Source organism: Streptomyces sp. NPDC020489 (assembly GCF_044386545.1).
GTDB lineage: Bacteria > Actinomycetota > Actinomycetes > Streptomycetales > Streptomycetaceae > Streptomyces.
The window spans coordinates 119,698-146,053 of the sequence record NZ_JBIRUZ010000003.1; the positions used below are offsets into that span (position 1 = coordinate 119,698).

The 26,356-nt window shown below is 72.1% G+C and carries 25 protein-coding genes and 1 riboswitch; of the genes, 18 read left to right on the forward strand and 7 right to left on the reverse strand.

Translation table 11 applies throughout. From position 1 onward, the window contains the following. Positions 1 to 66: 66 nt before the first annotated feature. From ACH41F_RS07680 to ACH41F_RS07695, 4 genes are all read left to right on the forward strand, one after another. Positions 67 to 1,461 (forward strand): insulinase family protein, encoded by a 1,395-nt coding sequence (locus tag ACH41F_RS07680; protein ID WP_391233709.1) that lies wholly within the window; start codon positions 67 to 69, stop codon positions 1,459 to 1,461. Continuing rightward, complete coding sequence (locus tag ACH41F_RS07685; RefSeq protein WP_391233710.1) at positions 1,458 to 2,846, forward strand: insulinase family protein; 1,389 nt, start codon at positions 1,458 to 1,460, stop codon at positions 2,844 to 2,846. Before ACH41F_RS07680 ends, ACH41F_RS07685 begins: the two co-directional genes overlap by 4 nt. A gap of 190 nt (positions 2,847 to 3,036) precedes the next feature. Beyond that, positions 3,037 to 3,202, forward strand: a riboswitch (cyclic di-AMP (ydaO/yuaA leader). A 12-nt stretch (positions 3,203 to 3,214) separates the two neighbouring features. Continuing rightward, positions 3,215 to 3,979 (forward strand): M23 family metallopeptidase, encoded by a 765-nt coding sequence (locus ACH41F_RS07690; protein WP_398833778.1) that lies wholly within the window; start codon positions 3,215 to 3,217, stop codon positions 3,977 to 3,979. Positions 3,980 to 4,165: 186 nt separating this feature from the next. Further along, positions 4,166 to 4,861, forward strand: coding sequence for a GntR family transcriptional regulator (locus tag ACH41F_RS07695; RefSeq protein ID WP_398833780.1), 696 nt, complete (start codon positions 4,166 to 4,168; stop codon positions 4,859 to 4,861). 138 nt (positions 4,862 to 4,999) lie between these two features. On the opposite strand, the gene ACH41F_RS07700 is transcribed toward ACH41F_RS07695, so the two are convergent. Further along, complete coding sequence (locus ACH41F_RS07700) at positions 5,000 to 5,281, reverse strand: HPr family phosphocarrier protein (protein WP_079309245.1); 282 nt, start codon at positions 5,279 to 5,281, stop codon at positions 5,000 to 5,002. 199 nt (positions 5,282 to 5,480) lie between these two features. Between ACH41F_RS07700 and ACH41F_RS07705 the strand changes: the two genes are divergently transcribed. The 4 genes from ACH41F_RS07705 to ACH41F_RS07720 are packed head-to-tail and all read left to right on the forward strand — an operon-like array spanning position 5,481 to position 10,824. Further along, entirely contained in the window at positions 5,481 to 8,297 is a 2,817-nt protein-coding gene (locus tag ACH41F_RS07705) for a GNAT family N-acetyltransferase (protein ID WP_398833783.1), read from the forward strand. 43 nt (positions 8,298 to 8,340) lie between these two features. Continuing rightward, positions 8,341 to 8,937: a DUF5998 family protein gene (locus ACH41F_RS07710; protein WP_398834272.1), complete on the forward strand. Its 597-nt coding sequence runs from the start codon at positions 8,341 to 8,343 to the stop codon at positions 8,935 to 8,937. Then, positions 8,937 to 10,130, forward strand: coding sequence for an alkaline phosphatase family protein (locus tag ACH41F_RS07715; RefSeq protein ID WP_391233714.1), 1,194 nt, complete (start codon positions 8,937 to 8,939; stop codon positions 10,128 to 10,130). The genes ACH41F_RS07710 and ACH41F_RS07715 overlap by 1 nt, the downstream gene beginning before the upstream one ends. Before the next feature lie 46 nt (positions 10,131 to 10,176). Beyond that, positions 10,177 to 10,824: a thymidine kinase gene (locus tag ACH41F_RS07720; protein WP_391233715.1), complete on the forward strand. Its 648-nt coding sequence runs from the start codon at positions 10,177 to 10,179 to the stop codon at positions 10,822 to 10,824. 62 nt (positions 10,825 to 10,886) lie between these two features. Here ACH41F_RS07720 and ACH41F_RS07725 read toward each other — a convergent pair whose 3' ends face one another. Next, on the reverse strand, positions 10,887 to 11,663 hold the full coding sequence (locus tag ACH41F_RS07725; RefSeq protein WP_391233716.1) for a VOC family protein: 777 nt from the start codon (positions 11,661 to 11,663) through the stop codon (positions 10,887 to 10,889). A gap of 296 nt (positions 11,664 to 11,959) precedes the next feature. Between ACH41F_RS07725 and ACH41F_RS07730 the strand changes: the two genes are divergently transcribed. Continuing rightward, entirely contained in the window at positions 11,960 to 12,817 is an 858-nt protein-coding gene (locus tag ACH41F_RS07730) for a sulfurtransferase (protein ID WP_398833786.1), read from the forward strand. A 73-nt stretch (positions 12,818 to 12,890) separates the two neighbouring features. On the opposite strand, the gene sepH is transcribed toward ACH41F_RS07730, so the two are convergent. From sepH to ACH41F_RS07745, 3 genes are all read right to left on the reverse strand, one after another. Next, positions 12,891 to 13,946, reverse strand: coding sequence for a septation protein SepH (gene sepH, locus ACH41F_RS07735; protein WP_391233718.1), 1,056 nt, complete (start codon positions 13,944 to 13,946; stop codon positions 12,891 to 12,893). A gap of 730 nt (positions 13,947 to 14,676) precedes the next feature. Next, positions 14,677 to 15,996, reverse strand: coding sequence for a D-arabinono-1,4-lactone oxidase (locus ACH41F_RS07740; protein ID WP_391233719.1), 1,320 nt, complete (start codon positions 15,994 to 15,996; stop codon positions 14,677 to 14,679). Next, positions 15,956 to 17,197 (reverse strand): MFS transporter, encoded by a 1,242-nt coding sequence (locus ACH41F_RS07745; RefSeq protein ID WP_391233720.1) that lies wholly within the window; start codon positions 17,195 to 17,197, stop codon positions 15,956 to 15,958. The genes ACH41F_RS07740 and ACH41F_RS07745 overlap by 41 nt, the downstream gene beginning before the upstream one ends. A gap of 176 nt (positions 17,198 to 17,373) precedes the next feature. Between ACH41F_RS07745 and ACH41F_RS07750 the strand changes: the two genes are divergently transcribed. After that, positions 17,374 to 18,501 carry a ferrochelatase gene (locus ACH41F_RS07750; protein WP_391233721.1) on the forward strand — a complete coding sequence of 376 codons (1,128 nt, stop codon included), beginning with the start codon at positions 17,374 to 17,376 and terminating at the stop codon, positions 18,499 to 18,501. Positions 18,502 to 18,509: 8 nt separating this feature from the next. After that, a complete protein-coding gene (locus ACH41F_RS07755; RefSeq protein ID WP_398833789.1) occupies positions 18,510 to 19,343 on the forward strand; it encodes an inositol monophosphatase family protein in 834 nt (277 codons plus the stop codon). Positions 19,344 to 19,436: 93 nt separating this feature from the next. Here the strand turns inward: ACH41F_RS07755 and ACH41F_RS07760 are convergent, their stop codons facing one another. After that, positions 19,437 to 19,601 (reverse strand): hypothetical protein, encoded by a 165-nt coding sequence (locus ACH41F_RS07760; RefSeq protein WP_330263955.1) that lies wholly within the window; start codon positions 19,599 to 19,601, stop codon positions 19,437 to 19,439. Positions 19,602 to 20,041: 440 nt separating this feature from the next. On the opposite strand from ACH41F_RS07760, the gene ACH41F_RS07765 reads away from it, so the two are divergent. The 4 genes from ACH41F_RS07765 (at position 20,042) to ACH41F_RS07780 (ending at position 23,603) form a co-directional block, all read left to right on the forward strand. Further along, positions 20,042 to 20,695, forward strand: coding sequence for a response regulator transcription factor (locus tag ACH41F_RS07765; protein ID WP_007385219.1), 654 nt, complete (start codon positions 20,042 to 20,044; stop codon positions 20,693 to 20,695). Between the two features lie 5 nt (positions 20,696 to 20,700). After that, entirely contained in the window at positions 20,701 to 21,945 is a 1,245-nt protein-coding gene (locus tag ACH41F_RS07770; RefSeq protein ID WP_391233723.1) for an ATP-binding protein, read from the forward strand. 394 nt (positions 21,946 to 22,339) lie between these two features. Continuing rightward, entirely contained in the window at positions 22,340 to 22,636 is a 297-nt protein-coding gene (locus ACH41F_RS07775) for a DUF4193 domain-containing protein (protein ID WP_005481602.1), read from the forward strand. A gap of 13 nt (positions 22,637 to 22,649) precedes the next feature. Next, positions 22,650 to 23,603 (forward strand): hypothetical protein, encoded by a 954-nt coding sequence (locus tag ACH41F_RS07780; RefSeq protein WP_391233724.1) that lies wholly within the window; start codon positions 22,650 to 22,652, stop codon positions 23,601 to 23,603. A gap of 135 nt (positions 23,604 to 23,738) precedes the next feature. Here the strand turns inward: ACH41F_RS07780 and ACH41F_RS07785 are convergent, their stop codons facing one another. Further along, positions 23,739 to 24,200: a DUF3093 domain-containing protein gene (locus ACH41F_RS07785; protein WP_398833793.1), complete on the reverse strand. Its 462-nt coding sequence runs from the start codon at positions 24,198 to 24,200 to the stop codon at positions 23,739 to 23,741. A gap of 113 nt (positions 24,201 to 24,313) precedes the next feature. On the opposite strand from ACH41F_RS07785, the gene ACH41F_RS07790 reads away from it, so the two are divergent. From ACH41F_RS07790 to ACH41F_RS07800, 3 genes are read left to right on the forward strand one after another with little or no spacing between them, the layout of a single operon-like run. After that, a complete protein-coding gene (locus tag ACH41F_RS07790) occupies positions 24,314 to 24,898 on the forward strand; it encodes a hotdog domain-containing protein (RefSeq protein ID WP_391233726.1) in 585 nt (194 codons plus the stop codon). Then, complete coding sequence (gene dut / locus ACH41F_RS07795) at positions 24,895 to 25,446, forward strand: dUTP diphosphatase (protein WP_398833795.1); 552 nt, start codon at positions 24,895 to 24,897, stop codon at positions 25,444 to 25,446. The genes ACH41F_RS07790 and dut overlap by 4 nt, the downstream gene beginning before the upstream one ends. Before the next feature lies 1 nt (position 25,447). Next, positions 25,448 to 26,215: a DUF3710 domain-containing protein gene (locus ACH41F_RS07800; RefSeq protein ID WP_391233728.1), complete on the forward strand. Its 768-nt coding sequence runs from the start codon at positions 25,448 to 25,450 to the stop codon at positions 26,213 to 26,215. Positions 26,216 to 26,356: the final 141 nt, after the last annotated feature.

The window sequence follows — 26,356 nt, forward strand, 5'->3', positions numbered from 1 at the left end:
CATACAGTGGCAGGACCGGCAGAAAACGCGGTTCCGATCAACCGCACCGCGATCGAAGGGACGTACATGCCCATGGGTCACACGGCCACAGACCAGGCAGGCACCGGGGGCCTGACAGCGACCGAGCACCGCCTGGCCAACGGGCTGCGCGTGGTGCTCTCCGAGGACCACCTGACCCCGGTCGCGGCGGTGTGCCTCTGGTACGACGTCGGCTCGCGCCACGAGGTCAAGGGGCGTACCGGCCTCGCTCACCTCTTCGAGCACCTGATGTTCCAGGGCTCCGGGCAGGTCAAGGGCAACGGTCACTTCGAGCTCGTCCAGGGCGCGGGCGGCTCGCTCAACGGCACCACGAGCTTCGAGCGCACCAATTACTTCGAGACCATGCCCGCCCACCAGCTGGAGCTCGCCCTCTGGCTGGAGGCCGACCGCATGGGCTCGCTGCTGGCCGCCCTCGACGACGAGTCGATGGAGAACCAGCGGGACGTCGTCAAGAACGAGCGCCGCCAGCGCTACGACAACGTCCCCTACGGCACGGCGTTCGAGAGGCTGACCGCCCTCGCCTACCCGGAGGGCCACCCCTACCACCACACGCCGATCGGCTCGATGGCCGACCTGGACGCGGCGACCCTGGAGGACGCGCGCGCGTTCTTCCGGACGTATTACGCGCCGGGCAACGCGGTGCTGTCCGTGGTCGGCGACATCGACCCCGAGCAGACGCTCGCCTGGGTCGAGAAGTACTTCGGTTCCATCGCCGCCCACGACGGCAAGCCCGCCCCGCGCGACGGCTCGCTGCCCGAGATCATCGGCGAGCAGCTGCGCGAGGTCGTCGTGGAAGAGGTGCCCGCGCGCGCGTTGATGGCGGCGTACCGGCTGCCGCACGACGGCACCCGCGCGTGCGACGCGGCCGACCTGGCCCTCACCGTCCTCGGCGGCGGCGAGTCCTCCCGCCTGTACAACCGGCTCGTCCGCCGGGACCGTACGGCCGTCGCGGCCGGCTTCGGCCTGCTGCGGCTCGCCGGGGCGCCCTCGCTGGGCTGGCTGGACGTGAAGACCTCCGGTGACGTCGAGGTGCCGGTCATCGAGGCCGCCATCGACGAGGAGCTCGCGCGGTTCGCCGCGGAGGGCCCGACGGCCGAGGAAATGGAGCGCGCCCAGGCCCAGTTGGAGCGCGAGTGGCTGGACCGGCTCGGCACCGTCGCGGGCCGCGCCGACGAACTGTGCCGCTACGCCGTCCTGTTCGGCGACCCGCAGCTCGCCCTCACCGCCGTCGACCGCGTCCTGGAGGTGACCGCCGAGGAGGTCCAGGAGGTCGCCAAGGCCCGCCTGCGCCCCGACAACCGCGCGGTGCTCGTCTACGAACCCCTCTCCCCGGAGGCCGCCGAGGACGCGGAGCTCCCCGAGGACCCCGAGGCCGCGGCCACTGTCGAGGCCGGCGACAAGAACGAGGAGGCGGCCAAGTGACCGAGCTCGCCACGATGGAGTTCCACCCCCAGCCGCAGGCCGGCGAGGCGAAGCCGTGGGCCTTCCCGGCCCCCGAGCGCGGCACCCTCGACAACGGCCTGACGGTCCTGCGCTGCCACCGCCCCGGCCAGCAGGTCGTCGCCGTCGAGGTCCTCCTGGACGCCCCGCTGGACGCCGAGCCCGCCGGTCTCGACGGTGTGGCCACGATCATGGCGCGGGCCTTCTCCGAGGGCACCGACAAGCACACCGCCGAGGAGTTCGCCGCCGAGCTGGAGCGCTGCGGCGCCACCCTGGACGCGCACGCCGACCATCCCGGCGTCCGCCTGAGCCTCGAGGTCCCGGCGTCCCGCCTGCCCAAGGGGCTCGGTCTGCTGGCCGACGCCCTCAGGGCGCCCGCGTTCGCCGACAGCGAGATCGAGCGGCTGGTCACCAACCGGCTCGACGAGATCCCGCACGAGCTCGCCAACCCCTCCCGGCGGGCCGCCAAGGAGCTCTCCCGGACGCTGTTCCCGGCGGACCTGCGCATGTCCCGCCCGCGCCAGGGCACCGAGGACACCGTCCGCGCGATCGACTCCGCGGCCGTACGCGCCTTCTACGAGAAGCACGTCCGCCCCGCCACCGGCACCGTCGTGGTCGTCGGCGACCTGACCGGCATCGACCTCGACGCGCTGCTCGGTGACACCCTCGGGTCCTGGACCGGCTCCTCGGCCGAGGCGCGGCCGGTGCCGCCGATCACAGCCGACGACACCGGCCGGGTCGTCATCGTGGACCGCCCCGGTGCCGTCCAGACGCAGCTGCTGATCGGCCGGATCGGCGCCGACCGGCACGACCGCGTGTGGCCCGCCCAGGTGCTCGGCACGTACTGCCTCGGCGGCACCCTCACCTCCCGCCTGGACCGCGTCCTGCGCGAGGAGAAGGGCTACACCTACGGCGTGCGCTCCTTCGGGCAGGTCCTCCGCTCCGCCCCGGACGGCACCGGCGCCGCGATGCTCGCCATCAGCGGTTCCGTGGACACCCCGAACACCGGTCCCGCCCTGGAGGACCTGTGGACGGTGCTGCGCACCCTCGCCGCGGAGGGGCTCACCGACGCCGAGCGGGACGTCGCCGTGCAGAACCTCGTCGGGGTGGCCCCGCTGAAGTACGAGACCGCGGCGGCCGTCGCGAGCACGCTGGCCGACCAGGTCGAGCAGCACCTGCCCGACGACTACCAGGCCACCCTGTACCGACAGCTCGCCGCCACCGGCACCGTGGAGGCCACCGCGGCCGCCGTGAACGCCTTCCCGGTGGACCGTCTGGTGACAATCCTGGTCGGCGACGCCTCCGCCATCAGGGAGCCCGTGGAGGCCCTCGGCATCGGTGAAGTCACCGTCGTGACGGCCGAGTAGCGGCACGCGCGCGGGGGAGCCCTGGTGACTGGAGGGTCACCAGGGCTCCTTAATGTCCGAATTGAAGGCCAGTTGCCTGTTTGCCCTGTGGGATGCGCTACAAAAGCCGTGATCCGTTTGGGGATTGAAAGTGGCCCCGCTTAGCGTCTTCCCGGCTGTCCGTCAGGCACTGCGCCGCGCCCGCGGCACCGGACAGCCATCGCCGAGTCCCCGTACGGCGCGAGCCAGGGGAGCCGGGGACCCATCCGTAGTCCCTGGGGTGAATCGGACGCCCGCGCGTGCCGCGAGGGGGTCCGTAGGAGACCTTCCTGCTCCGAACCCGTCAGCTAACCCGGTAGGCGAGAGGGAAGGAAAGGACCAGCCACTACATGGCGTTCACGCGCCCCACCGGGAAGCACCGCGCCCCGAGCCGGATCAAGCGCGGCACCGCCCGCGCGGCCGGCGTCGCGGCCCTCGCCACCACCGGTGTCATCGGCACCCTCGCCGCCCCGGCCCTCGCCGCGGAGCCCGCGGCCGAGCAGACCGGACTCACCCCGGTCATCACCCTCGGCGACTCGGTCGCCGCCCAGATCGACGCCCAGGCCGAGGCCCAGGAGCAGGCGGCCGTCGAGGCCGCCCAGCAGAAGGCCGAGGAGGAGGCGCGCCGCCAGGCCGCCGCCAAGGCCAAGAAGGAGCGCGAGGCCAAGGAGCGCGCCGCCCGCGCGGCCGCCGAGCGCGAGCGCCTGAACACCTTCGTCAGCCCGATCGCCGGCTCCTACATCTCCACCGGCTACAAGGCCGGCGGCGCGGTGTGGTCCTCCGGCAGCCACACCGGCGTGGACTTCCACGCCGCCAGCGGCACCTCCGTGCGCGCGGTCGGCTCCGGCACGGTCGTCGAGGCCGGCTGGGGCGGGTCCTACGGCAACAACGTCGTGATCAAGATGCACGACGGCACGTACACCCAGTACGGCCACCTGTCGTCCATCGGCGTCTCGGTGGGCCAGACGGTCACCCCGGGCCAGCAGATAGGCCTGTCCGGCGCGACCGGCAACGTCACGGGGCCGCACCTGCACTTCGAGGCCCGCATGACCGCGGAGTACGGCTCGGACATCGACCCCGTCGCCTACCTCCGTTCGCACGGCGTGAACGTCTGACGACCGACGCGAGACCTCTTCGGAACCCCGGCCCACCGGCCGGGGTTTCGTCGTTTCCGGCACGGCGCTGTCCAAAAAATATCCATGGATTCCGGCCCGCCATCGGAAATTCCCGCTCTTTGCAATAGAGTCACTGAACACACGTCAATCGTCGACGTTTCACGGGGATTAAAGCGGAGGTCGGTCATGCGTATTCCGGCGCACTCGGTATGCACCGCGATCAGGGACGACATCGTCGCCGGTGTCTACGAGCGCGGCAGCCGGCTCACCGAGGAACTCCTCGCGCGCCGCTACGGCGTCTCCCGCGTCCCCGTCCGGGAGGCCCTGCGCACGCTGGAGGCCGAGGGGTTCGTGGTGACCCGGCGGCACGCGGGCGCATGCGTGGCCGAACCTACCGAGCAGGAGGCGGCCGACCTGCTGGAGATGCGGATGCTCCTGGAGCCGCTCGGCGCCTCACGGGCCGCCCAGCGGCGCACCGAGGCGCATCTGAAGGTGCTGCGTGGCCTGGTCAGGCTGGGGCAGGAGCGGGCCAGGCGGGGCAACAGCGACGACCTGCGGTCCCTGGGCGGCTGGTTCCACGAGACGCTCGCCCAGGCCTCCGGCAGCCCCGCGCTGGCCTCGGTGCTGACCCAGCTGCGCCACAAGATCTCCTGGATGTACGCGGTGGACGCGCCGGCCGACCCCGTCGAGTCCTGGGCGGAGCACGGCGCGATCGTCGACGCGGTGGGCCGCGGGGACGGGGAACGCGCGCGGGCCGTCACCGCGCTGCACACGGAACGCTCGACGGCCGCCCACCGACTCAGGTTCGGCTCCGCGGGAGACCGGCCCGAGCGTGTGAGGAACTCGCAACATCCCGTACACACGCCGAGCCTGTGGCATTAACAAAAGGGCCGTATACAAAGGGGCAGTAATTCGCGGGGGCCTATTTCTGCTGCCTGCGAACGCGAATTCACCGAGTGCGTACGGAGAAAAGAAAGGGCCCGCCCGATAATGCGGACGAGCCCTTCGGTCATGCCGTGATCAGACGGTCTCGGGGAGTTCCTCGAGGCCCTCAGAGACCAGCTTCGCCAGTCGGTCGAGGGCGGCGTCCGCGCCCTCGGCGTCGGAGGCGAGCACGATCTCCTCGCCGCCCTGGGCGCCGAGGCCCAGAACCGCCAGCATGGAGGCCGCGTTGACGGGGTTGCCGTCGGCCTTGGCGATCGTCACGGGGATGCCGGAGGCCGTGGCGGCCCGGACGAAGATGGAAGCGGGGCGGGCGTGGAGGCCCTCGGCCCAGCCGACGTTGACGCGGCGCTCAGCCATGTGATGCTGCCCTTCGGTGTTCAGGGTTGTCTAGACCAGTTTCCCACAACGTGAAGCGTCTCCGGAGCGGTCCTTCGTCCCGTCCGGGGTGAGTCGTCGGACCGCGGCCTCGGCCCGACATCCGTCCCTCTCGCGATCCTGCGCGTTCTCCACAGACTGCCTCGCGCCGTTGTCGTACGCGAGCCGTAACCTGGGGCCCATGCAGAGCTCGCCGGACCGGCACGAGTACCCCGCGCACTGGGAAGCCGACGTGGTGCTGCGCGACGGCGGCACCGCGCGCGTCCGCCCCATCACCGTTGATGACGCCGAGCGCCTGGTCAGCTTCTACGAGCAGGTCTCCGACGAGTCGAAGTACTACCGCTTCTTCGCCCCGTACCCTCGCCTGTCCGCCAAGGACGTCCACCGCTTCACGCACCACGACTTTGTGGACCGGGTGGGACTCGCCGCCACGGTCGGAGGCGAGTTCATCGCCACCGTACGCTACGACCGCATCGGCACCGACGGAACGCCCGCGTCCGCACCCGCCGACGAGGCCGAGGTCGCCTTCCTCGTCCAGGACGCCCACCAGGGCCGCGGCGTCGCCTCCGCCCTCCTCGAACACATCGGCGCGGTCGCCCGCGAGCGCGGCATCCGCCGGTTCGCCGCCGAGGTGCTGCCCGCCAACACCAAGATGATCAAGGTGTTCACGGACGCCGGGTACACCCAGAAGCGCAGCTTCGAGGACGGCGTCGTCCGCCTGGAGTTCGACCTCGAACCCACCGACCGCTCCCTCGCCGTGCAGTACGCGCGCGAGCAGCGCGCCGAGGCGCGGTCCGTGCAACGGCTGCTGGCGCCCGGCTCGGTCGCCGTGATCGGCGTCGGCCGTGCCCCCGGCGGGGTGGGCCGCGGCCTGCTCGACAACATCCGGGACGCCGGCTTCACCGGCCGCCTCCACGCCGTGAACAAGGCCTTCACCGACAAGGAGCTGGACGGGGTGCCCGCGTACCGCTCGGTGCGCGACATCGACGGTCCCGTCGACCTGGCGGTGGTGGCCGTGCCCGCCGAGCACGTCCCCCAGGTCGTCACCGAGTGCGGCGAGCACGGCGTCCAGGGTCTCGTGGTGATCTCCGCCGGGTACGCCGAGAGCGGCCCCGAAGGACGCGAGCGCCAGCGCGAACTCGTCCGGCACGCGCGCGCGTACGGCATGCGGATCATCGGCCCCAACGCCTTCGGGATCATCAACACCCACCCGGACGTACGGCTGAACGCCTCCCTGGCCAACGAGCGGCCCCGCCCCGGCCGCATCGGCCTGTTCGCCCAGTCCGGAGCCATCGGCATCGCCCTGCTGTCCCGGCTGCACCGGCGCGGCGGCGGCGTCACCGGGGTCACCGGCGTCTCCACCTTCGTCTCCTCCGGCAACCGCGCGGACGTCTCCGGCAACGACGTCCTGCAGTACTGGTACGACGACCCGGACACCGACGTCGTCCTGATGTACCTGGAGTCCATCGGCAACCCCCGCAAGTTCACCCGCCTCGCCCGCCGCACCGCCGCCGCCAAGCCGCTGGTCGTCGTCCAGGGCGCCGGCTCCGCCCCGCAAGGGCATGCCGTACGGGCCACGCGGCTCCCGCACTCGACGGTGTCCGCGCTGCTCAGGCAGGCCGGCGTGATCCGGGTGAACACCATCACCGAGCTCGTCGACACCGGGCTGCTGCTCGCCCGGCAGCCCCTCCCGGGCGGCCCGCGCGTGGCGATCCTCGGCAACTCCGAGTCCCTGGGTCTGCTGACGTACGACGCCTGCCTCTCCGAGGGCCTCAGGCCGCTGCCCCCGCTGGACCTGACCACGGCCGCTTCGCCCGCCGACTTCCACACCGCCCTGTCGCGCGCGCTCGCCGACGACACCTGCGACGCGGTCGTCGTGACCGCGATCCCCGCCGTGGGGGAGGGGTCCGCCGGGGACGCGGCGCTCGCCGAGGCGCTGCGGTCTGCCGCCGGGCAGGTACCGGGCAAGCCGGTGCTCGTGGTCCACGTCGAGCTGGGCGGACTCGCGGAGGCGCTGTCCGCCGCGGCCAGCACGGCACCGCAGGCCGCGACACCGGGCGCCTCCCACCCCTTCCGGGCCCTGGACCGCCTCGCCGCCAAGCCCCCCGAGGACACCCCCCGCGACGGCTCCCGCCTCATCCCCGCCTACCCCGCCGCCGAACGCGCCGTCCGCGCGCTCGGCGAAGCCGTCAGGTACGCCCAGTGGCGCCGCGAGGCCGCCGACCCCGGCAAGGTGCCCGAGTCCATCGACGCGGCCATCGACGAGAAGGGTGCCGCCCGACTGATCGACAGCCTCCTCGCGCGCGGCCAGGGCCTCACCCTCGGCACCGAGGAGACCTGCGAACTCCTCGGCACCTACGGCATCCAGGTCCACCGCGCCCTGCTGGCGCCCACCCCCGACGCGGCCGCCCGGGCCGCCCGCGACCTCGGCTACCCCGTCGCCCTCAAGGCCACCGCCCCGCACCTCAGGCACCGCGCCGACCTGGGCGGCGTACGCCTGGATCTGGCGGACGAGGACCAACTGCGACGCGCCTACGCCGAGTTGACGGAGCTGTTCGGGACGCCGGAGGAGCTGCGCCCGGTCGTGCAACGCATGGCGCCCCGCGGCGTGGACACCGTCGTACGGGCCGTCATCGACCCCGCGGCCGGCGCCGTGCTCTCCTTCGGGCTCGCCGGAGCCGCCTCGCAGCTGCTCGACGACGTCGCGCACCGGCTGATCCCCGTCACCGACCGGGAGGCGACCTCGCTGGTCCGCTCCATCCGGACGGCACCGCTCCTGTTCGGCTGGAGAGGATCGGCGCCCGTCGACACGGCGGCCCTGGAGGAGCTGCTGCTGCGGGTCTCCCGCCTCGTCGACGACCACCCCGAGGTGGTGGCGGTCACCCTGGAGCCCGTCGTCGTCGCCCCGCACGGCCTGAGCGTCCTCGGCGCCTCCGTACGGCTCGCGCCCCCGCCCGCCCGCGACGACCTCGGCCCGCGGACGCTGCCCGCGTACTGAGAACCCCCTGAGCGGTGCCTCGCAGTCAGTGCTCCCCCGTAGGATGGGGCCCATGGCCAAGACCAGTACGACGACCCAGGGGCTGCGAGCGGCGATCGAACGCAGCGGCTACTACCCGGCCCTCGTGGCCGAGGCGGTGGAGGCCGCCGTGGGCGGCGAGCCCATCCGGTCGTACCTGGTCCACCAGGAGACGACGTTCGACCAGAACGAGGTGCGGCGGCACGTGACCGTGCTCGTCCTCACCGGCAACCGCTTCATCGTCAGCCACACCGACGAGCAGGCCGCGGACGGCACGTCCCCGACGCCGTACGCCACCACCTCCACCGAGTCGGTCAAGCTGGACCGGATCTCCTCCGTGGTGCTCAGCCGGGTCGTCGCCAACCCGGAGCAGTACCAGCCGGGCACCCTGCCCCGCGAGGTCGTGCTGACCATCGGCTGGGGCGCCGTCGCCCGCATCGATCTGGAGCCGGCCGCCTGCGGCGACCCCAACTGCGAGGCGGACCACGGCTACACGGGCAACTCCACCGCCGACGACCTCAGCCTTCGCGTCAGCGAGGCCGGGGACGGCCCGGAGACGGTGCGCCAGGCACTGGCCTTCGCGCAGTCCCTCTCCGAGGCGACCGCGGACACCACCCGCTGATGATCCAGCCCGCCACCTGGGACCCCCACCCGGAACCCCTCGCCGTCGACTCCGCGCCCCGGCCCCAGTACGGCAGCGGCTCCCTCGCCGACCTCCTGCCCACGCTGGCCGCGGGCATGGGCGTACCCGGCGCGACCGCGACGATCACCGAGCTGGCGCCCGCCGACCGGGCCTGCGTCTTCCTGATCGACGGCCTCGGCTGGGAGCAGCTGCGGGCGCACCCCGAGGAAGCGCCTTTCCTCGCGTCCCTGCTCGACAGCTCGCGCGGCGGCACCGGCCGCCCGCTGACCGCCGGCTACCCGGCGACCACCGCGACCTCCCTCGCCTCCGTCGGCACCGGCCTGCCGCCGGGCGCGCACGGACTGCCCGGCTACACCGTGCGCGACCCCGGCACCGGCCAGCTGATGAACCAGCTGCGCTGGCAGCCCTGGACCTCGCCGCGCGCGTGGCAGCCGTACCCCACGATCTTCCAGCTCGCCCACGACGCGGGAGTGCACGCGGCGCAGGTCTCCTCGCCGACGTTCGAGAACACCCCGCTGACCAAGGTCGCGCTGAGCGGGGGCACGTTCCACGGGCGCCTCGCGGGCGAGGACCGCATGGACCTCGCCGCGGCGCAGCTGGCCGCCGCCGACCGCGCGCTGGTCTACACGTACTACGCGGAACTCGACGGCGCCGGGCACCGCTTCGGCGTCGACTCCGACAACTGGCGCGGCCAGCTGATGTACGTGGACCGCCTCGTGCAGCGCCTGGCGGAGCAGCTGCCGCCGCGCAGCGCGCTCTACGTCACCGCCGACCACGGCATGGTCGACATCCCCTTCGACGAGCAGCACCGCATCGACTTCGACGAGGACTGGGAGCTGCGCGCCGGCGTCGCCCTGCTGGGCGGCGAGGGCCGCGCGCGGCACGTCTACGCCGTCCCCGGCGCCGCGAACGACGTGCTGACCTGCTGGCGCGAGGTGCTCGGCGAGCAGTTCTGGGTGGCCTCGCGGGACGAGGCGATCGCGGCGGGCTGGTTCGGCCCCCAGGTCGACGACCGGGTGTACGGGCGCCTGGGCGACGTGCTCGCGGCGGCTCGGGACGACGTCCTGATCATCGCGTCCGAGCGGGAGCCGAAGGAGTCGGCGATGGTCGGCAACCACGGTTCGATGACCCCCGCGGAGCAGCTGGTGCCGCTGCTCGAAGTACGCTCCTGAAGCCTCCGCCTGTCCTTGTCTCTTGCCGAAAGGTGCTCAACCCCCCATGCCCGAGCTGGTGTTCTTCTCCGGAACCATGGACTGCGGGAAGTCCACCCTGGCTCTCCAGATCGAGCACAACCGCTCCGCGCGCGGCCTCCAGGGCATGATCTTCACCCGGGACGACCGCGCGGGCGAGGGCAAGCTGTCGTCACGCCTCGGTCTGGTCACGGACGCGGTGGAGGTGGAGGACGGCCAGGACCTGTACGCGTACCTGGTCGACCACCTCTCCCAGGGCGGCCGCGCGGACTATGTCATCGCCGACGAGGCCCAGTTCCTGGCCCCCGAGCAGATCGACCAACTCGCCCGCGTCGTCGACGACCTGGGCCTGGACGTGTACGCCTTCGGCATCACGACCGACTTCCGCTCCAAGCTGTTCCCCGGCTCCCAGCGCCTGGTGGAACTGGCCGACCGCGTAGAGGTGTTGCAGGTCGAGGCCCTGTGCTGGTGCGGCGCCCGCGCCACCCACAACGCCCGCACCGTGGGGGGCGAGATGGTCGTGGAGGGCGCCCAGGTCGTCGTCGGCGACGTCAACCAGGCCGAGGCCATCGGCTACGAGGTCCTGTGCCGCCGCCATCACCGCCGCCGCATGACCGCGGCCACGGCCCGCGCGGCGGCCCTGTCCCCGGACGTGCTGCCGGTCGCGACGATGTAGACGCGGACGGGGTCAGGCCTCACGGTGACGCCCCTTCCCGTGCCCCCCCGGCGTCCCGTGCCTCAGCGCGGCCCCTCCACCACCGAGAACCTCGCGCCCTCCGGGTCCGCCACCGTTCCCACGCGGCCGTGGGGGCTGTCGTGGGCGGGGCGGAGGATGTGGCCGCCGAGGTCGGAGACCTGGGTGAGGGTGGCGTCCGTGTCGGAGACCTCGAAGTAGGTCATCCAGTGGGGGCCGCGGTCGCGGGGGAGGTCGGTGCCGACGCCGTGGATGCCGGCGACCGGGTGGCCGGCGACGTGGAGGGTGACGTAGTCGAGGTCGGCGGAGGCCACCGGTTCCTCCTCGTAGCCGAAGACCGTGTCGTAGAACTTGGTGACACCGACCGTCTCGAAGGTCATCAGTTCGTGCCAGGCCGGGGTGCCCGGGACCCCGGAGACGCCCGTGCCGCGGTGCGCCCCCGCCTGCCAGATGCCGAAGACCGCGCCGGACGGGTCCGAGCCGATGGCCAGGCGGCCCGCGTCCTCGGCGTCCAGCGGCCCGACCCCGATGGTGCCGCCGCACAGCCGTACCGTCTCCGCCGTCAGGTCCACGTCGTCCGAGGCGAGGTACGGCGTCCAGGCGACCGGGAGATGGCGGTCCGGGGGAAGTTGGCCGATTCCGGCGACCTCCTCGCCGTCCAGCAGCGCCCGGACGTAGGGGCCGAGCTGTTTGGGGCCGGGTTGGAATTCCCAACCGAACAGCTCACCGTAGAAGTCCTGGGTCGTGGGCAGCCCGTGCACCATCAGGCTCACCCAGCAGGGCGTGCCGGGCGCGTGCGGAGTGTGCGTCTCGCCGGTCATCGTCACTCTCTCCTCGACCCTCGCGGCGGCCGTGTCACCACCGCGCTCCGGAACCCCGTGCCGATGCTCGCACCACCCGCGGCACGGCGCGCTCCGGGCGCGCCGCCGCGTGAGGGCCCGTGTCCGCGGAATGACCGGTGTGTGATGTCCCGTCCGTTTCCGCGCGATTGCCCACGGGTGTCGATCGGCTGTACAGCATGTGCCCGATCCCGTACGCCTCGTGATCGGGCCTGCCCGGCGGAGCAGAGTAGCCGGACATGGACGACGCGGCCACCCCGTGCGCAAGGATGGTGGCCATGAACGCCATCATCTCCGCATCCCAACTCGCGAGCGAACTGGCGGGCGAGAACCCGCCTGTACTGCTCGACGTCCGCTGGCAGTTGAGCATGGCCAAGGCGACCGGTGAGCCGCCTTTCGACGGCCGCGCCGCGTACGCGGCCGGGCACCTCCCGGGCGCGGTCTTCGTCGACCTGGACAGGGAACTCGCCTCCGCCGCGGGTGCGCGCGGCCGGCATCCGCTGCCCGATGTCGGGGAGTTCGGCGCCGCGATGCGCCGGGCGGGCGTGTCGGCCTCGAAGCCGGTGGTCGTGTACGACGGCGGACAGGGCTGGGCGGCCGCCCGCGCGTGGTGGTTGCTGCGCTGGACGGGTCACCCGGACGTGCGGGTCCTCGACGGCGGGTTGCCGGCCTGGAACGGCCCCCTGCGGTCGTCGCTGCCCGGCCCGGCGCTCGCCGAGGGCGACTTCGAACCGGTCCCGGGGGCCACGGGACTGCTCGACGCGGATGCCGCGGCGGCACTGGCCCGTTCGGGCGTGCTGCTGGACGCCCGGGCGGGGGAGCGGTACCGCGGTGAGGTCGAGCCGATCGACCGCGTGGGTGGCCACATCCCGGGCGCCGTGTCCGCGCCGACGAACGAGAACGTGGCGGCGGACGGACGCTTCCTGCCCGCGGAGCAGCTCCGGACCCGCTTCGAGGCCCTCGGGGCCACCGACGGCACGGAGGTCGGCGTGTACTGCGGTTCGGGCGTCTCCGGCGCGCACGAGGTGCTGGCCATGGCGGTCGCGGGGATCCCGGCGGCCCTGTACGTGGGGTCCTGGTCGGAGTGGTCCTCGGACCCGTCCCGGCCGGTCGCCGTGGGCCCGGATCCGCAGTAGCCGCACGTGACGCCCGAGGGCCCGCACCATCGTGGCGCGGGCCCTCGGGGACGTCGTACGGCCGACCGGTCGGCTACTCCTGCTTCTTGCGCCGCGTCCCGAACACGATCTCGTCCCAGCTCGGGACGGCCGCGCGGCGGCCGGGGCGGACGCCGTCGGCCTCGGCCTGGCGGTCGGTGGAGCCGATGAGCCGGTCGCGGTGGCTGCCGACCGAGCGGGGCATGAGGACGTCCGCGTAGGCCGAGCCGGCGGACGCCGCCGGAGCGGGGGGTTCCTCCTCGACGGGCTCGTCGACGGGGGGTTCCTCGATCGCGGCCGGGGCCTCGGAGGGGCGTTCGGGAACGACCAGGTCGCCGCGGAAGCTCGGGACCGCCTCCAGCAGGCTGGTCAGCGAGTCGCGCTCGCTCGCACTCGCGGTCGCGCTCTCGTCGGCCGGGTCGGGCGGCGGCGCGGGCAGGCTCGGCCGCTCGCGGTCGAGGGCACGGTCCAGCGGGCGGTCGCGCGGCAGCCGGGCGATCCGGGGCACGAACGGAAAGCTGGGCTCGGGCGCGCCGAGGTCCTCGGACTCGCCGATCAGCGAGCGGGCCTCCTCGTCGACGGCCTGGACGAGCCGCCGGGGCGGGTCGTACGTCCAGCTCGCCGAGTGCGGCTCACCCGCGACGCAGTAGACGAGCAGCACCTCCCAGGTGCCGTCGTCGCGGCGCCACGAGTCCCACTGCACGGTGTCCTTCTCGGCGCCGCGCAGCAGCAGTCGCTCCTGGACGGCCTCGCCGAGCTGGGGTCCGGCGTTCTCACCGGGGCGGCGGACGGGAGTCTTGCGGGCCCGCTCGGCCATGAACGCGCGCTCGGCGAGGACGGGGCCCTCGAAGCGGCGAACGCGGTCGACGGGGATGCCGGCCATCTGCGCGACCTCTTCGGCCGTCGCACCGGCGCGTATACGTGCCTGAATGTCGCGGGGGCGGAGATGGCTCTCCACCTCGATCTCGATCTGGCCGAGGCGGGGACGGTCGCCGCGTACGGCGGCGCGCAGACGCTCGTCAATCGGAAGCGTGTACTCCGTGCTGTCCGCAGCCTTCAGCACCAGCCGTGTGCCGTCATTGGAGACGGCCACGACACGCAGTTCGGGCATGGGGACCTCCCGGGTGGTGCCTGCCGACGTCACGTGCGTCGCTGCTTCCGCTAGTCGAGTGTGGCCTGCCCGGGTGCAGCCTGCCACAACCTTGCCGAGTTGCCCGGCGTGTCGGGCACGGGCCCTGGATCGCCGTTATGGCACGGTTACTTATTCGCAACGCTAAGTGACCAACTCCGTCACCCTGTGCAACTAGCCCCCTCCAGGCGGTCCTTGAAGGCCACGGACGCCCTGGCGGGAGACCTGACCCAGGGCTCGCAACAGTACTCCATTTGGACCACGTGCGTGGATTGGCGCGCCGCCCAACTTCTGGCAACGGACTGGATTTGGCGGCCCCCGGCGCCCCTTCCTGGATCTTGAAAGTGGCGTACTTCACGGAATCGCCAGAAACGGAACTGCCCCTTCCGCGTGTATGTCCCTTTCTTGTGCAGTTGGTTGGCCGGCAGCAGGAAAGGGGGGTGGATGCCGGTATGCCGGAAAAGCCTGATAGCAGGGAAATGGCCGGACTTGAACATCCCTCAGGTGGCGCCGACCGCAGCGGCCAGGCTTGCCGCGGCCGGCGGCGCCGTGACCGGCGAGAACTCCACGACCCCGAGGCCGGGTTCGAGGCCGCGCTCCAAGTCCGGTGCGGATCACGCCCACTTCGCGTGTCATGACGCCCGGCGCGACGACACCGGCCGAACCCCTCGGACGACCGCCACGCCGATCCCCACCCCGGGCGCCTCCGACGCTACGACCCCAACACCCTGCGCAAGTAGTCGTTCTGGAACCGGCGATCAGGGTCAAGGCGGTCCCGGAGCGCGGTGAACTCGCCGAAGCGGGGGTAGACCCCGGCGAAGTACTCGGCGTCGCGCGTGTGCAGCTTGCCCCAGTGCGGCCGGCCCTCGTGCGCGGTGAAGATGCGCTCGGCGGCGGTGAAGTACGCGTGGTACGGCGTGCCCTTGACCATGTGGACGGCGATGTACGCGCTGTCGCGCCCCGATGCCGTGGACAGGGTGATGTCGTCGGCCGGCGCGGTGCGCACCTCCACCGGGAAGCTGACCTTGAGGCCGGAACGCTCGACCATGGTCCGCAGTTCGCGCAGCGTCTCGACGACCGCCTCGCGCGGGACGGCGTACTCCATCTCCACGAAGCGCACCCGGCGGGGCGAGGTGAAGACCTTGTAGGGGATGTCCGTGTAGGTCCGTGAGGACAGGGCCTTGCTGGAGACCTGGGCGATCGTGGGAATCGTCGCGGGCACCGCGCGGCCGACCCACTGGGCGACCTGGAAGACACCGTTGGAGAGGAACTCGTCCTCGATCCAGCCCTTCCACTGCGGTACCGGCTGCTCCGGACCCGCGCTGCGGTTGTTGCGCTTGGTGGTGGTGCTGCCGGTGTGCGGGAACCAGTAGAACTCGAAGTGCTCGTTCTCGGCCCACAGTTCGTCGAAGTCGGCGAGGACCGTGTCGAGGGGCATCGGCTCCTCGCGCGCGGTGAGCAGGAAGACCGGCTCCACGGCGAAGGTGATCGCGGTGACGACGCCGAGGGCGCCCAGGCCGATCCGCGCGGCCGCGAAGACCTCCGGGTTCTCCTTCTCGGAGCAGGCGAGCACCGATCCGTCGGCCGTCACCAGCTCCAGGCCTTTGATCTGGGCGGCGATCGAGCCCGACTCACGGCCGGTGCCGTGCGTGCCGGTGCTGGTGGCCCCGGAGACGGTCTGCTCCATGATGTCGCCCATGTTCGTGAGCGACAGGCCCTCGCGCGCGAGCGCCAGGTTGAGCCTCTTGAGCGGGGTGCCCGCCTCCACCGTGACCGTCATGGCGTCGCGGTTGATGTCGCGGATGCCGGTCAACAGTTGAGGGCGGATCAACACGCCGTCGGTGGCGGCGATCGAGGTGAAGGAATGCCCGGTGCCGACCGCCTTCACCTTCAGCCCGTCCTCGGCCGCCCTGCGCACGGCGTCCGCGAGCTCCTCGACCGAGGCCGGAGTCACCTCCCGCGCGGGGCGTGCGGACACGTTCCCGCCCCAGTTACGCCACGTGCCGTTCTTCCCGCTCACTGTGGTGCTCAACGGTGCCTCCCCGACGCGGAACCGGCCGTTTGAGCCGGCGGTACCCCAGGAAACCGACCGCGACCGCGACCGCCCCGGACACCGCCGGAACCCCGTACCCCGCGCGCGCCCCGGCCGCGTCGATGACCCACCCGGCCACGGAGGAGCCGAGCGCGACCCCGACCGCGAGCCCGGTACTGATCCAGGTCATGCCCTCGGTCAGCTGCGCACGTGGTACGTGCTGCTCGATCAGGGACATCGTGGTGATCATCGTGGGAGCGATGGCCAGGCCCGCTACGAACAGCGCCGCGGCCAGAAACGGCAAGTTCCCGACCAGTAGGAGGGGGATCATACTCACGGCCATCGCACAGATGCCCAGCAGCCAGCGAGGTTCGGGCGCCCCCTTGAAGTGCAGCAGCCCGAAGACCAGCCCGGCCACGCAGGAACCCGCGGCGTACAGGGCGAGCACGATGCTCGCGGCGCCCTTGTGGCCCTGCTCGTCCGCGAAGGCCACGGTGACCACGTCGACGGCCCCGAAGATGGCGCCGGTCGCCACGAAGGTGGCCACGAGGACCTGGAGCCCGGCGGAGCGCAGCGCACTGCCGCCGTCGTCATGGCCGGTGCGCGGGTGCGGGGCGGGCTCGGTGCCGCGCTGGGCCGTCAGCCAGAAGACACCGACCGCTAGGAAGCAGGCGGCGAGCAGCGGGCCCGCCTCCGGGAACCAGGCCGTCGACAGCCCGATCGAGATGATCGGCCCGAAGATGAAGCAGACCTCGTCGATCACCGACTCGAACGAGTACGCGGTGTGCAGCTGGGGCGTTCCGGCGTACAGCGCCGCCCATCGCGCGCGGATCATCGCGCCGATGCTCGGCACGCACCCGATGCCCGCGCTGAACACGTACAGCGTCCAGTCCGGCCACCCGTAGTGCGCGGCGAACAGCAGCCCGGCCGCCGCGAGAAGCGCGACCAGCGTCACCGGGCGCAGCACCCGCCGCTGCCCGTGCCGGTCGACCAGGCGGGAGACCTGCGGCCCCGCCACCGCGGCCGCCAGCGCCATGGTGGCCGACAGCGCCCCGGCCAGCCCGTACCGTCCGGTCAGCTGGGACACCATGGTCACCACGCCGATGCCCATCATCGACAGGGGCATCCGGCCGAGGAACCCCGCGGCGGAGAAGCCCTTGCTGCCGGGGGCGGCGAACAGGGCGAGGTAGGGACTCGGCACGGCGGTCTCCGGTCTGGACGGGCTCGACGGGGGCGCCGACAGTCCAGTAAGGCGTGAATGCGGCGGATACAGCTTACGAGTTAGGTGACCCTAACGCACCTGCTGGACGAGATCCGGAACTCGGTCCCGGACCCCGCCGTTCTCCGGCTGTCAGTACCGGATGACAGGATCGACCCATGCGAGACGCGCGCGACGCCAGCCCCTACGACGCCCTGCTCCTGCTCTCCTTCGGCGGCCCCGAGGGCCCGGACGACGTGGTCCCGTTCCTGGAGAACGTGACACGCGGGCGCGGCATCCCCAAGGAACGCCTCAAGGAGGTCGGACAGCACTACTTCCTCTTCGGCGGGGTCAGTCCCATCAACGACCAGAACCGCGCCCTGCTGGACGCCCTGCGCAAGGACTTCGCCGATCACGGCCTGGACCTGCCCGTGTACTGGGGCAACCGCAACTGGGCCCCGTACCTCACGGACACCCTGCGCGAGATGGTCGCCGACGGCCGTCGCCGCATCCTGGTCCTCGCCACGAGCGCGTACGCCTCGTACTCGGGCTGCCGCCAGTACCGCGAGAACCTCGCCGACTCGCTCGCGGCGCTCCAGGCCGAGGGCGTGGAGCTGCCGAAGATCGACAAGCTGCGGCACTACTTCAACCACGAGGGCTTCCTGGAGCCCATGATCGAGGGCGTGCTCGAGTCCCTCGCCGACCTCCCCGAGGACGTCCGCGACGGCGCCCACCTCGCCTTCTCGACCCACTCGATCCCGAACGCCTCGGCGGACACCTCCGGGCCGGTGGAGGACCACGGCGACGGCGGCGCGTACGTCAGGCAGCACCTGGAGGTCGCGCGGCTGATCGCCGACGCCGTCCGCGAGCGCACCGGAGTGGACCACCCCTGGCAGCTGGTCTACCAGTCCCGTTCGGGCGCCCCGCACATCCCGTGGCTGGAGCCGGACATCTGCGACCACCTGGAGGAGCGCCACGCGTCGGGCGTCCCGGCGGTCGTGATCGCGCCCATCGGCTTCGTCTCCGACCACATGGAGGTCCTCTACGACCTCGACACCGAGGCCAGGGCCAAGGCGGAGGAGCTCGGCCTGCCGATGCGCCGCTCGGCCACCGTGGGCGCCGACCCGCGGTTCGCGGCGGCCGTCCGCGACCTGGTCCTGGAGCGTGCCGCGGTCGAGCGGGGCCAGGAGGTCACCCCGTGCGCCCTGGGCGCGCTCGGCGCGAGCCACAACCTCTGCCCGGTCGGCTGCTGCCCGGCCCGGGCCCCCCGCCCCGCCGCCGCGGGCGTCGACAGCCCCTACGCGTGAGGAGTTCAGTGCCCTCTCCCAGCTCCCCCACCTCCCCCCTGCACACCGAACTGCTGCGGCTCGCCCAGGAGGCCGCCCGCAAGGCCGGCGACCTCCTGCGGGACGGCCGCCCGGCCGATCTGGCGGTGGCCGCCACCAAGTCGAGCCCCATCGACGTGGTCACCGAGATGGACATCGCGGCGGAGAAGCTGATCACCGACCTGATCTCCACCCACCGCCCCGACGACGGCTTCCTCGGCGAGGAGGGCGCCTCCAGCGAGGGCACCAGCGGTGTCCGCTGGGTGATCGACCCGCTCGACGGAACGGTCAACTACCTGTACGGACTGCCTACGTGGGCCGTCTCCATCGCCGCCGAGCAGAACGGCGAAGCCGTCGTCGGAGTCGTGGCGGCCCCGATGCGCGGCGAGACCTACCACGCGGTGAAGGGCGAGGGAGCCTGGGCCACGGGCGCGTGGGAGGGCGAACGCCGGCTGGTGTGCCGGCCCGCCCCGCCCCTGGACCAGGCCCTGGTCTCGACGGGCTTCAACTACGTCCAGGAGGTCCGCGCCCACCAGGCCGAGGTCGCCCGGAAGCTGATCCCCCTCCTGCGCGACATCCGCCGCAGCGGCTCGGCCGCCGTGGACCTGTGCGACGTGGCGGCGGGCCGACTGGACGGCTGCTACGAGCGCGGTCTGAACCCCTGGGACCTGGCGGCGGGCGACCTGATCGCGCGGGAGGCGGGCGCCCTGACCGGTGGCCGCCCCGGAGAGCGCCCCGCACGGGATCTGGCGGTCGCGGGTACCCCGGGCGTCTTCGAGCCCCTCCAGCGCCTTCTGGAGGACTTCGGCGCCTGGCACGACTGACCGGCCGCCCGAGAGGCGATGGCCGTCACACACGAGCGGGCCCCGGTGCTGGATTCACCGGGGCCCGCTGTCGTGCTCACTGACGATCAGACGCTACGCGCCGACCTCCACACCGTGTTCGGCGGCGAGGCGGCGCAGGTCGTCGAGCTCGCCCTGTTCCACCTCGACGAGGAAGTCGTCGCCCTCGTTGCGAGCCCGCGTCAGGTCGGTCTCGGTCGCCCTTATGCGCTGCAGAAGTCCTGCGGTGAATGCGTCCATGCTGCGCCCCCTCGTCCTGGTCGGTGGGTCGGTGGCACGGGGGTGTGCCGTCGGAAGGGGCGATCACGCCTCGATGCAGATGCCCAGCGCTGCCCTGCTGGGCGGCGACGGCGCCGGACACCCACGCCCCGCTCTGCGGAAAGCGGATTGCGGTGGACCGCATGGTGCTGCGGCACATGCAGAGCGTGATCGCGGGGTGTAAAGCCGTCCTCCCCCCGCTCTCTTCCACGGAAACCTCAACCGGAGGAGAAAATCTGGCATTCCCCGGCTGCACACCCGCCCTTCACCCGGCCCCACCCCTGCCCTTCAGACGGCCCGTCATCGACTTACAGCCGACTTATGACCGAAAAGGGCAGGATGGAGGCCGACACTCACCAGGACACCCCACCCGCGTGCCCGCACAGAGCGCTACGCGGGTGGACACAGGAAGGACTAGCGACGTGCGCGTACTCGTCGTCGAGGACGAGCAGCTGCTCGCCGATGCGGTGGCCACCGGACTGCGCCGGGAGGCCATGGCCGTCGACGTCGTGTACGACGGCGCGGCCGCCCTGGAGCGCATCGGCGTCAACGACTACGACGTGGTCGTCCTCGACCGCGACCTCCCGCTGGTCCACGGCGACGACGTCTGCCGCAAGATCGTCGAACTCGGCATGCCCACACGCGTGCTGATGCTCACCGCCTCCGGCGACGTCAGCGACCGCGTCGAGGGCCTGGAGATCGGCGCCGACGACTACCTGCCCAAGCCCTTCGCGTTCAGCGAGCTGACGGCACGCGTGCGTGCCCTCGGCCGCCGTACCAGCGTGCCGCTGCCGCCTGTCCTGGAGCGCGCCGGCATCAAGCTCGACCCGAACCGCCGCGAGGTCTTCCGCGACGGCAAGGAGGTGCAGCTCGCGCCGAAGGAGTTCGCCGTCCTGGAGGTGCTGATGCGCTCCGAGGGCGCGGTCGTCTCCGCGGAGCAGCTCCTGGAGAAGGCCTGGGACGAGAACACCGACCCGTTCACCAACGTCGTCCGGGTGACCGTCATGACCCTGCGCCGCAAGCTGGGCGAGCCGCCCGTCATCGTCACCGTGCCCGGCTCCGGTTACCGGATCTGATCGCCGTGGCCGCGACACCCGCGCCGCCCCAGGCGCCCCCCAAGCCCACCTGGGACCCACGGCGGCCGGAACCCCCGTTCCCCTGGCTGCGCCCCACCATCCGCATACGGCTGACGCTGCTGTACGGCGGAATGTTCCTGATCGCCGGCATCCTGCTGCTGTCGATCATCTACCTGCTGGCCGCACAGGCCCTCCACGACGGCAGCGGCCAGTCCTTCCAGGTGACCGGCAGCAATCTCGACATAACCAGCTCCACCTGTCCCCAGCTGGACACCGCCACCACGCAGAACCAGTTCAACGACTTCCTCAAGCAGTGCGACGCCGCCCAGCGCAACCACGCGCTGGACGACCTCCTCAGCCGGTCCCTGCTCGCCCTCCTCGGGCTCGCGATCATCGCGTTCGCCTTCGGCTACGCCATGGCGGGCCGCGTCCTGTCCCCGCTCGGCCGGATCACCCGGACCGCGCGCGCGGTGGCCGGTTCCGACCTGGCCCGGCGGATCGAGCTGGACGGCCCGGACGACGAGCTGAAGGAGCTGGCCGACACCTTCGACGAGATGCTGGAGCGCCTGGAGCGGGCCTTCACCGCCCAGCAGCGCTTCGTCGGCAACGCCTCGCACGAGCTGCGGACGCCGCTGGCCATCAACCGCACGCTGCTGGAGGTGCACCTCTCCGACCCGGGGGCGCCGGTGGAGCTCCAGCAGCTCGGCAAGACGCTGCTGGCCACCAACGAGCGCAGTGAGCAGCTCGTGGAGGGCCTGCTGCTGCTCGCCCGCAGCGACAACCAGATCGTCGAGCGCAAGCCCGTGGACCTCGCCGAGGTCGCCGGGCAGGCCGTCGACCAGGTGCACGGCGAGGCGGCGGCCAAGGGCGTGGAGATCCGCGGCGAGCGGAAACCGGCCGTGGTGCAGGGCAACGGCGTCCTGCTGGAGCGGATCGCGCTGAACCTCGTCCAGAACGCCGTGCGGTACAACGTGCTGGAGGGCGGCTGGGTGGAGGTCACCACCGAGGTGAAGCACGGGCAGGCGGTCCTGGTGGTGTCCAACACGGGCCCGGTCGTGCCGGCGTACGAGATCGACAACCTCTTCGAGCCGTTCAAGCGGCTGCGGGGGGCCGATCGCACCGGCAGCGACAAGGGTGTCGGGCTGGGTCTGTCCATCGTCCGCTCGGTCGCCCGGGCGCACGGCGGGCACATCTACGCACAGCCGCGAGAGGGAGGAGGACTCGTGATGCGGGTCACCCTGCCGATCTGAGATCATGTCGCCGACACAACGGGGATGTTCGCTTTGCGCGGAATTTTCTGGGCACTCGTCGAGCCGCCCCATGTGTGATCGATCACAAGGGCGAATTTCAGGCCATCTACTGTCGGTGATCAAGAATGCTGCCGGAAAGCCGGGAACGTCCGGGTTTTCGGGGGCCTTGATCACGGGAAGTACACGGTGAGACGCCTTTGAAGTGCGGCATTCGGACCGTGTACGGTCCCCATCGCCATCCCAGCCGATCACTCAAGAGGAGTCCGGTTGGGTGTCGATTGAGTAACAGACCTTGATGTGAGGCAAAATCTCCGCCTCGGGTCGGGCACAAGTCCGGCCTCTCACGCGTTACGTGCGCTGGAGACACCGCAGACACCCAGAGGGGGAGAGCGACATGGCAACGGATTACGACACCCCACGCAAGACCGACGACGACGTCGACTCGGACAGTCTTGAAGAGCTGAAGGCCAGGAGGAACGACAAGTCGACGTCCGCCGTGGACGTCGACGAGTTCGAGGCCGCCGAAGGCCTGGAGCTGCCCGGCGCGGACCTCTCGAACGAGGAGTTGGCCGTCCGGGTGCTGCCCAAGCAGCAGGACGAGTTCACCTGCATGAGCTGCTTCCTGGTGCACCACCGCAGTCAGCTGGCCAGGGAGAAGAACGGTCAGCCGATCTGCCGCGACTGCGACTGAGGGCGGGTCGGCCGTGACTGGCTCGACCCCTCCCTGGAAGCGCCGCTCCCACCCGAGGGGAGCGGACCAAGGGCCGTCCGACGGCTCTCAAGGCGCGCGTGACGACGAGCGGGGCTCATCCGGTACGGGAGCCTCGCTCGAACCCGCGGCGGGCCGGGGGGACCTCCCGGCGCCCGCGGACCATCCCGCGCCCGTCGCCCGGCGGCGGGTCGCGGTGATGCGGGACAAGGTCGGGGAAGGCGTCCGCCGAGGCGGCAGCCGCGCCAGGGCAGGCCTGGCGTACCTCGCCGACCGGATCATCGACATCGCCCCGCGGATCCCCGTACGCGACCTCTCCACGCTCCGCAGGCAGTTCCCGGGCCTCGGACCCGAGCAGCTCGCCGACAAGCTCGTGGCGGGCGCGGCGAACGCCTCCTCGACGGTCGGCGCCGGGGTCGGCGCGGCCGCGATGATGCCCGTCCCGCCGGCGATGCCGGCCGAACTGGCCGCGGAGATCACCGGGGTCGCGGCGATCGAGCTCAAGCTCATCGCCGAACTCCACGAGGTCTACGGCGTACGACCGCCCGGCAGCCTCAAGGAACGCAGCACCGCGTACCTGAACTCCTGGTCGGGAGAGCGCGGCATCGACGTGACCAAGCCGTCGACGATCAACTCCGCGCTCGGCGGCCACATGAAGCAGCAGATGCGGCAGCAGATCATGAAGCGGACGGTCCGGAACCTGCCCAACCTCATGCCGTTCATGGTCGGCGCGGCCGTGGGCGCGGTCATGAACCGCCGGGACACCAAGAAGCTCGCGGCACGCATCCGCGCGGACCTGCGGAAGGTCCAGGTGCCCTGGGGCGCGCTCGACGCGCTCCCGCCGCTCGAGGCCCCCGCGGACCCGCTGGCGATCGAGGACATCGCGAAGGAGCTGGGGTGGGGCCACGGCGAGGGGCGCGACCCCGGGGAGGGCCGCGGGACCCGGTAAGAGTTGCGTGAGAGTCCGGCCCTCGTGCGAGGTCGCGCCGCCCCCTCCCGGACCTCCACGCGGACTCCCACGCCCGGTCAGGGGCCGGGGTGACGCCTCGCGTCAGGGGCCGGGGTGAAACCTCGCGCGAAAGTTCTAGGCGGCGTCCCGTGCCTGCTTGATCGCGTCCGCCAGCCGCTGCGGCTCGCGCGTCGACAGGTACAGGTACGGCGTCGGGTCCTCGGGGTCGGTGACCTCCACGCGCAGAGCCGTGGGGATGTAGGACCGCAGCAGCAGGAAGGCGCGGGTGTCGGCCTTGTGCGTGCGCCAGGCGCGCGCCTCCTCCGCGTCCAGCACCTCCGTCGCGCCCAGCGCCGTGACCGGGATCTTCGCCTCGCCGGCGATCAGGGAGCCGCCCACCACGCGGATGCGGAGCGAGCCGTAGGAGCTGGCGCAGACGGCCGCGACCGCGGTGCCGCCGACCAGGCCGCCGAGCAGCGGCAGGGTGCCGAACGGCAGCAGGATCAGGGCGCAGGAGACCCCCACCAGGAACGAGATCAGCCACCACGAGCGGGGGGCGGTCAGGCGTTCTTCGTAGGGGGTGGCGGAGAGCTGCATGAGACCAAGCTTGGCACGGTGCCGGCCCGGGGCCGCTGTCAGGGGGAGCCGACGCGGAGCGCTGTCCGGCAGGGTGGCGGAGGGGGACGGGCGGGCGGGTAAGGTCTGCGGCTGTGAGTGGTAGTTCCGCAGCTCTTCAGCCTCCCGCCGACGCCGCGCCGCCGGTGCGTCACCCCGACGCGCCCGCCCCCGGCGAGCTCCTCGGCGCGCACTACGGCCAGTGCTTCGGCTGCGGCGGTGAGCAGGCCCACGGGCTGCACCTGGCGGCCAGGGCCGGCGAAGGCGTCTCGGTCACCGCCGAGTTCACCGTGCGCGCCGCCCACCAGGGCGCCCCCGGGCTCGCGCACGGCGGCGTGCTCGCGACCGCCCTCGACGAGACGCTCGGCTCGCTGAACTGGCTGCTGCGCACCATCGCGGTGACCGGACGGCTGGAGACCGACTTCGTCCGGCCCGTACCGGTGGGCACGGTGCTGTACCTGGAGGCCGAGGTGACGGCCGTCGCCGGGCGGAAGATCTACTCGACCGCCACCGGACGGATCGGCGGTCCCGAGGGGCCCGTCGCCGTCCGTGCCGAGGCGCTCTTCATCGAGGTCAAGGTCGACCACTTCATCGACAACGGCCGCCCGGAGGAGATCCGGGCCGCCATGGACGACCCGGACCAGGTCCGGCGTGCCCGTGCCTTCGAGGTGAACCCGTGAGCCGTGAACCCCTGAGCGTGCTGATCCGGCGCGTCGACCCCGACGTACCGCTTCCGTCGTACGCGCACCCCGGTGACGCGGGAGCCGATCTGCGCACCACCGAGGGGTGTGAACTGAAGCCGGGTGAACGGGCCGTGCTGCCCACGGGGGTGTCTGTCGCGCTCCCGGAGGGGTACGCGGCCTTCGTGCACCCTCGATCCGGCCTCGCCGCCCGCTGCGGTGTCGCTCTCGTGAATGCCCCGGGGACGGTTGATGCCGGGTACCGTGGGGAGATCAAGGTGATCGTGGTGAATCTCGACCCGCGCGAGTCGGTGCGGTTCGAGCGCTTCGACCGGATCGCCCAACTGGTCGTCCAGCAGGTCGAGCGGGTCCGCTTCCAGGAGGTCGCGGAGCTTCCCGACTCGGCGCGGGCCGAAGGGGGCTTCGGGTCCACCGGAGGCCATGCCGCGGTGGCCGGGGCAAGCAGCACGAACGGTCAGGCCGCCGACGGCGGCCGGGCGGGTGGGAATCGATACGCATCGGTCGTATCCGACCGGGAAGGACAGTGACGTGTTCGGACGTCGCAAGAAGACGGGTGCCGCCGACGACGCGGCCGGCGAGGCCGAGCAGGTCGTCGACAGTGTCGACGCTGAGGCGGACGACGAGGACGGCGCGCGTCGGCGCGTGAGGCTCGAGCCCGAGCCGCGGCCCGACGGGCCCTGGGACGACACCGAGGTGCGCGACCCCGCCGAGGGCCGGGTGGACCTGGGCGGCCTCTTCGTGCCCGGCGTGGACGGCATGGAGCTGCGGGTCGAGGTCGCGGGCGACGCGATCGTCGCGGCCACCGTGGTGCTGCGCGACAGCGCGATCCAGCTGCAGGCCTTCGCCGCGCCCAAGCGCGAGGGCATCTGGGGCGAGGTGCGCGAGGAGATCGCCACCGGCATCACCCAGCAGGGCGGCATCGTCGACGAGGTCGAGGGTCCGCTGGGCTGGGAGCTCAGGGCCCAGGTGCCGGTGCAGCTGCCGGACGGCACGGGCGGCTTCCAGGTCGTGCGGTTCGTCGGTGTGGACGGTCCGCGCTGGTTCCTGCGCGGTGTGATCTCGGGTCAGGGCGCGGTGCAGCCGCAGGCCGCGGGTCTGCTGGAGCAGATCTTCCGGGACACGGTCGTGGTCCGCGGCGAGGGCCCGATGGCACCCCGCGACCCGATCGTCCTCAAGCTGCCCAACGACGCCCAGATGGTCCCCGAGGGCGTGCAGCAGCAGGAGGAGGAAGGCTCCCGCTTCTCCGGCGGCATGGGCCAGCTCCAGCGCGGTCCGGAGATCACCGAGGTCCGGTAGCCAGACGTACGAGAGGGCCGCATCCCGCGTGGGGGTGCGGCCCTTTTCGCGTGCGCGGACTCTTGACGGCGCATTGGTCTGTACCTACCGTCTCCGCCCAACGCCTCTGTTCATAAAGGCGCTTAACGTTCACATACGAGA

Excerpts from the sequence above, each read along its gene's own strand:
- ACH41F_RS07725 (WP_391233716.1), bottom strand. The coding sequence starts at position 11,663 with ATGACCGGCGAGACGCACACTCCGCACGCGCCCGGCACGCCCTGCTGG.
- ACH41F_RS07710 (WP_398834272.1), top strand. The coding sequence starts at position 8,341 with ATGGGGCCCATGGCCAAGACCAGTACGACGACCCAGGGGCTGCGAGCG.
- ACH41F_RS07785 (WP_398833793.1), bottom strand. The coding sequence starts at position 24,200 with ATGCAGCTCTCCGCCACCCCCTACGAAGAACGCCTGACCGCCCCCCGC.
- ACH41F_RS07715 (WP_391233714.1), top strand. The coding sequence starts at position 8,937 with ATGATCCAGCCCGCCACCTGGGACCCCCACCCGGAACCCCTCGCCGTC.
- ACH41F_RS07680 (WP_391233709.1), top strand. The coding sequence starts at position 67 with ATGCCCATGGGTCACACGGCCACAGACCAGGCAGGCACCGGGGGCCTG.
- ACH41F_RS07705 (WP_398833783.1), top strand. The coding sequence starts at position 5,481 with ATGCAGAGCTCGCCGGACCGGCACGAGTACCCCGCGCACTGGGAAGCC.
- ACH41F_RS07720 (WP_391233715.1), top strand. The coding sequence starts at position 10,177 with ATGCCCGAGCTGGTGTTCTTCTCCGGAACCATGGACTGCGGGAAGTCC.
- ACH41F_RS07760 (WP_330263955.1), bottom strand. The coding sequence starts at position 19,601 with ATGGACGCATTCACCGCAGGACTTCTGCAGCGCATAAGGGCGACCGAG.
- ACH41F_RS07690 (WP_398833778.1), top strand. The coding sequence starts at position 3,215 with ATGGCGTTCACGCGCCCCACCGGGAAGCACCGCGCCCCGAGCCGGATC.
- ACH41F_RS07700 (WP_079309245.1), bottom strand. The coding sequence starts at position 5,281 with ATGGCTGAGCGCCGCGTCAACGTCGGCTGGGCCGAGGGCCTCCACGCC.
- ACH41F_RS07695 (WP_398833780.1), top strand. The coding sequence starts at position 4,166 with ATGCGTATTCCGGCGCACTCGGTATGCACCGCGATCAGGGACGACATC.
- ACH41F_RS07730 (WP_398833786.1), top strand. The coding sequence starts at position 11,960 with ATGAACGCCATCATCTCCGCATCCCAACTCGCGAGCGAACTGGCGGGC.
- ACH41F_RS07775 (WP_005481602.1), top strand. The coding sequence starts at position 22,340 with ATGGCAACGGATTACGACACCCCACGCAAGACCGACGACGACGTCGAC.
- ACH41F_RS07750 (WP_391233721.1), top strand. The coding sequence starts at position 17,374 with ATGCGAGACGCGCGCGACGCCAGCCCCTACGACGCCCTGCTCCTGCTC.
- sepH (WP_391233718.1), bottom strand. The coding sequence starts at position 13,946 with ATGCCCGAACTGCGTGTCGTGGCCGTCTCCAATGACGGCACACGGCTG.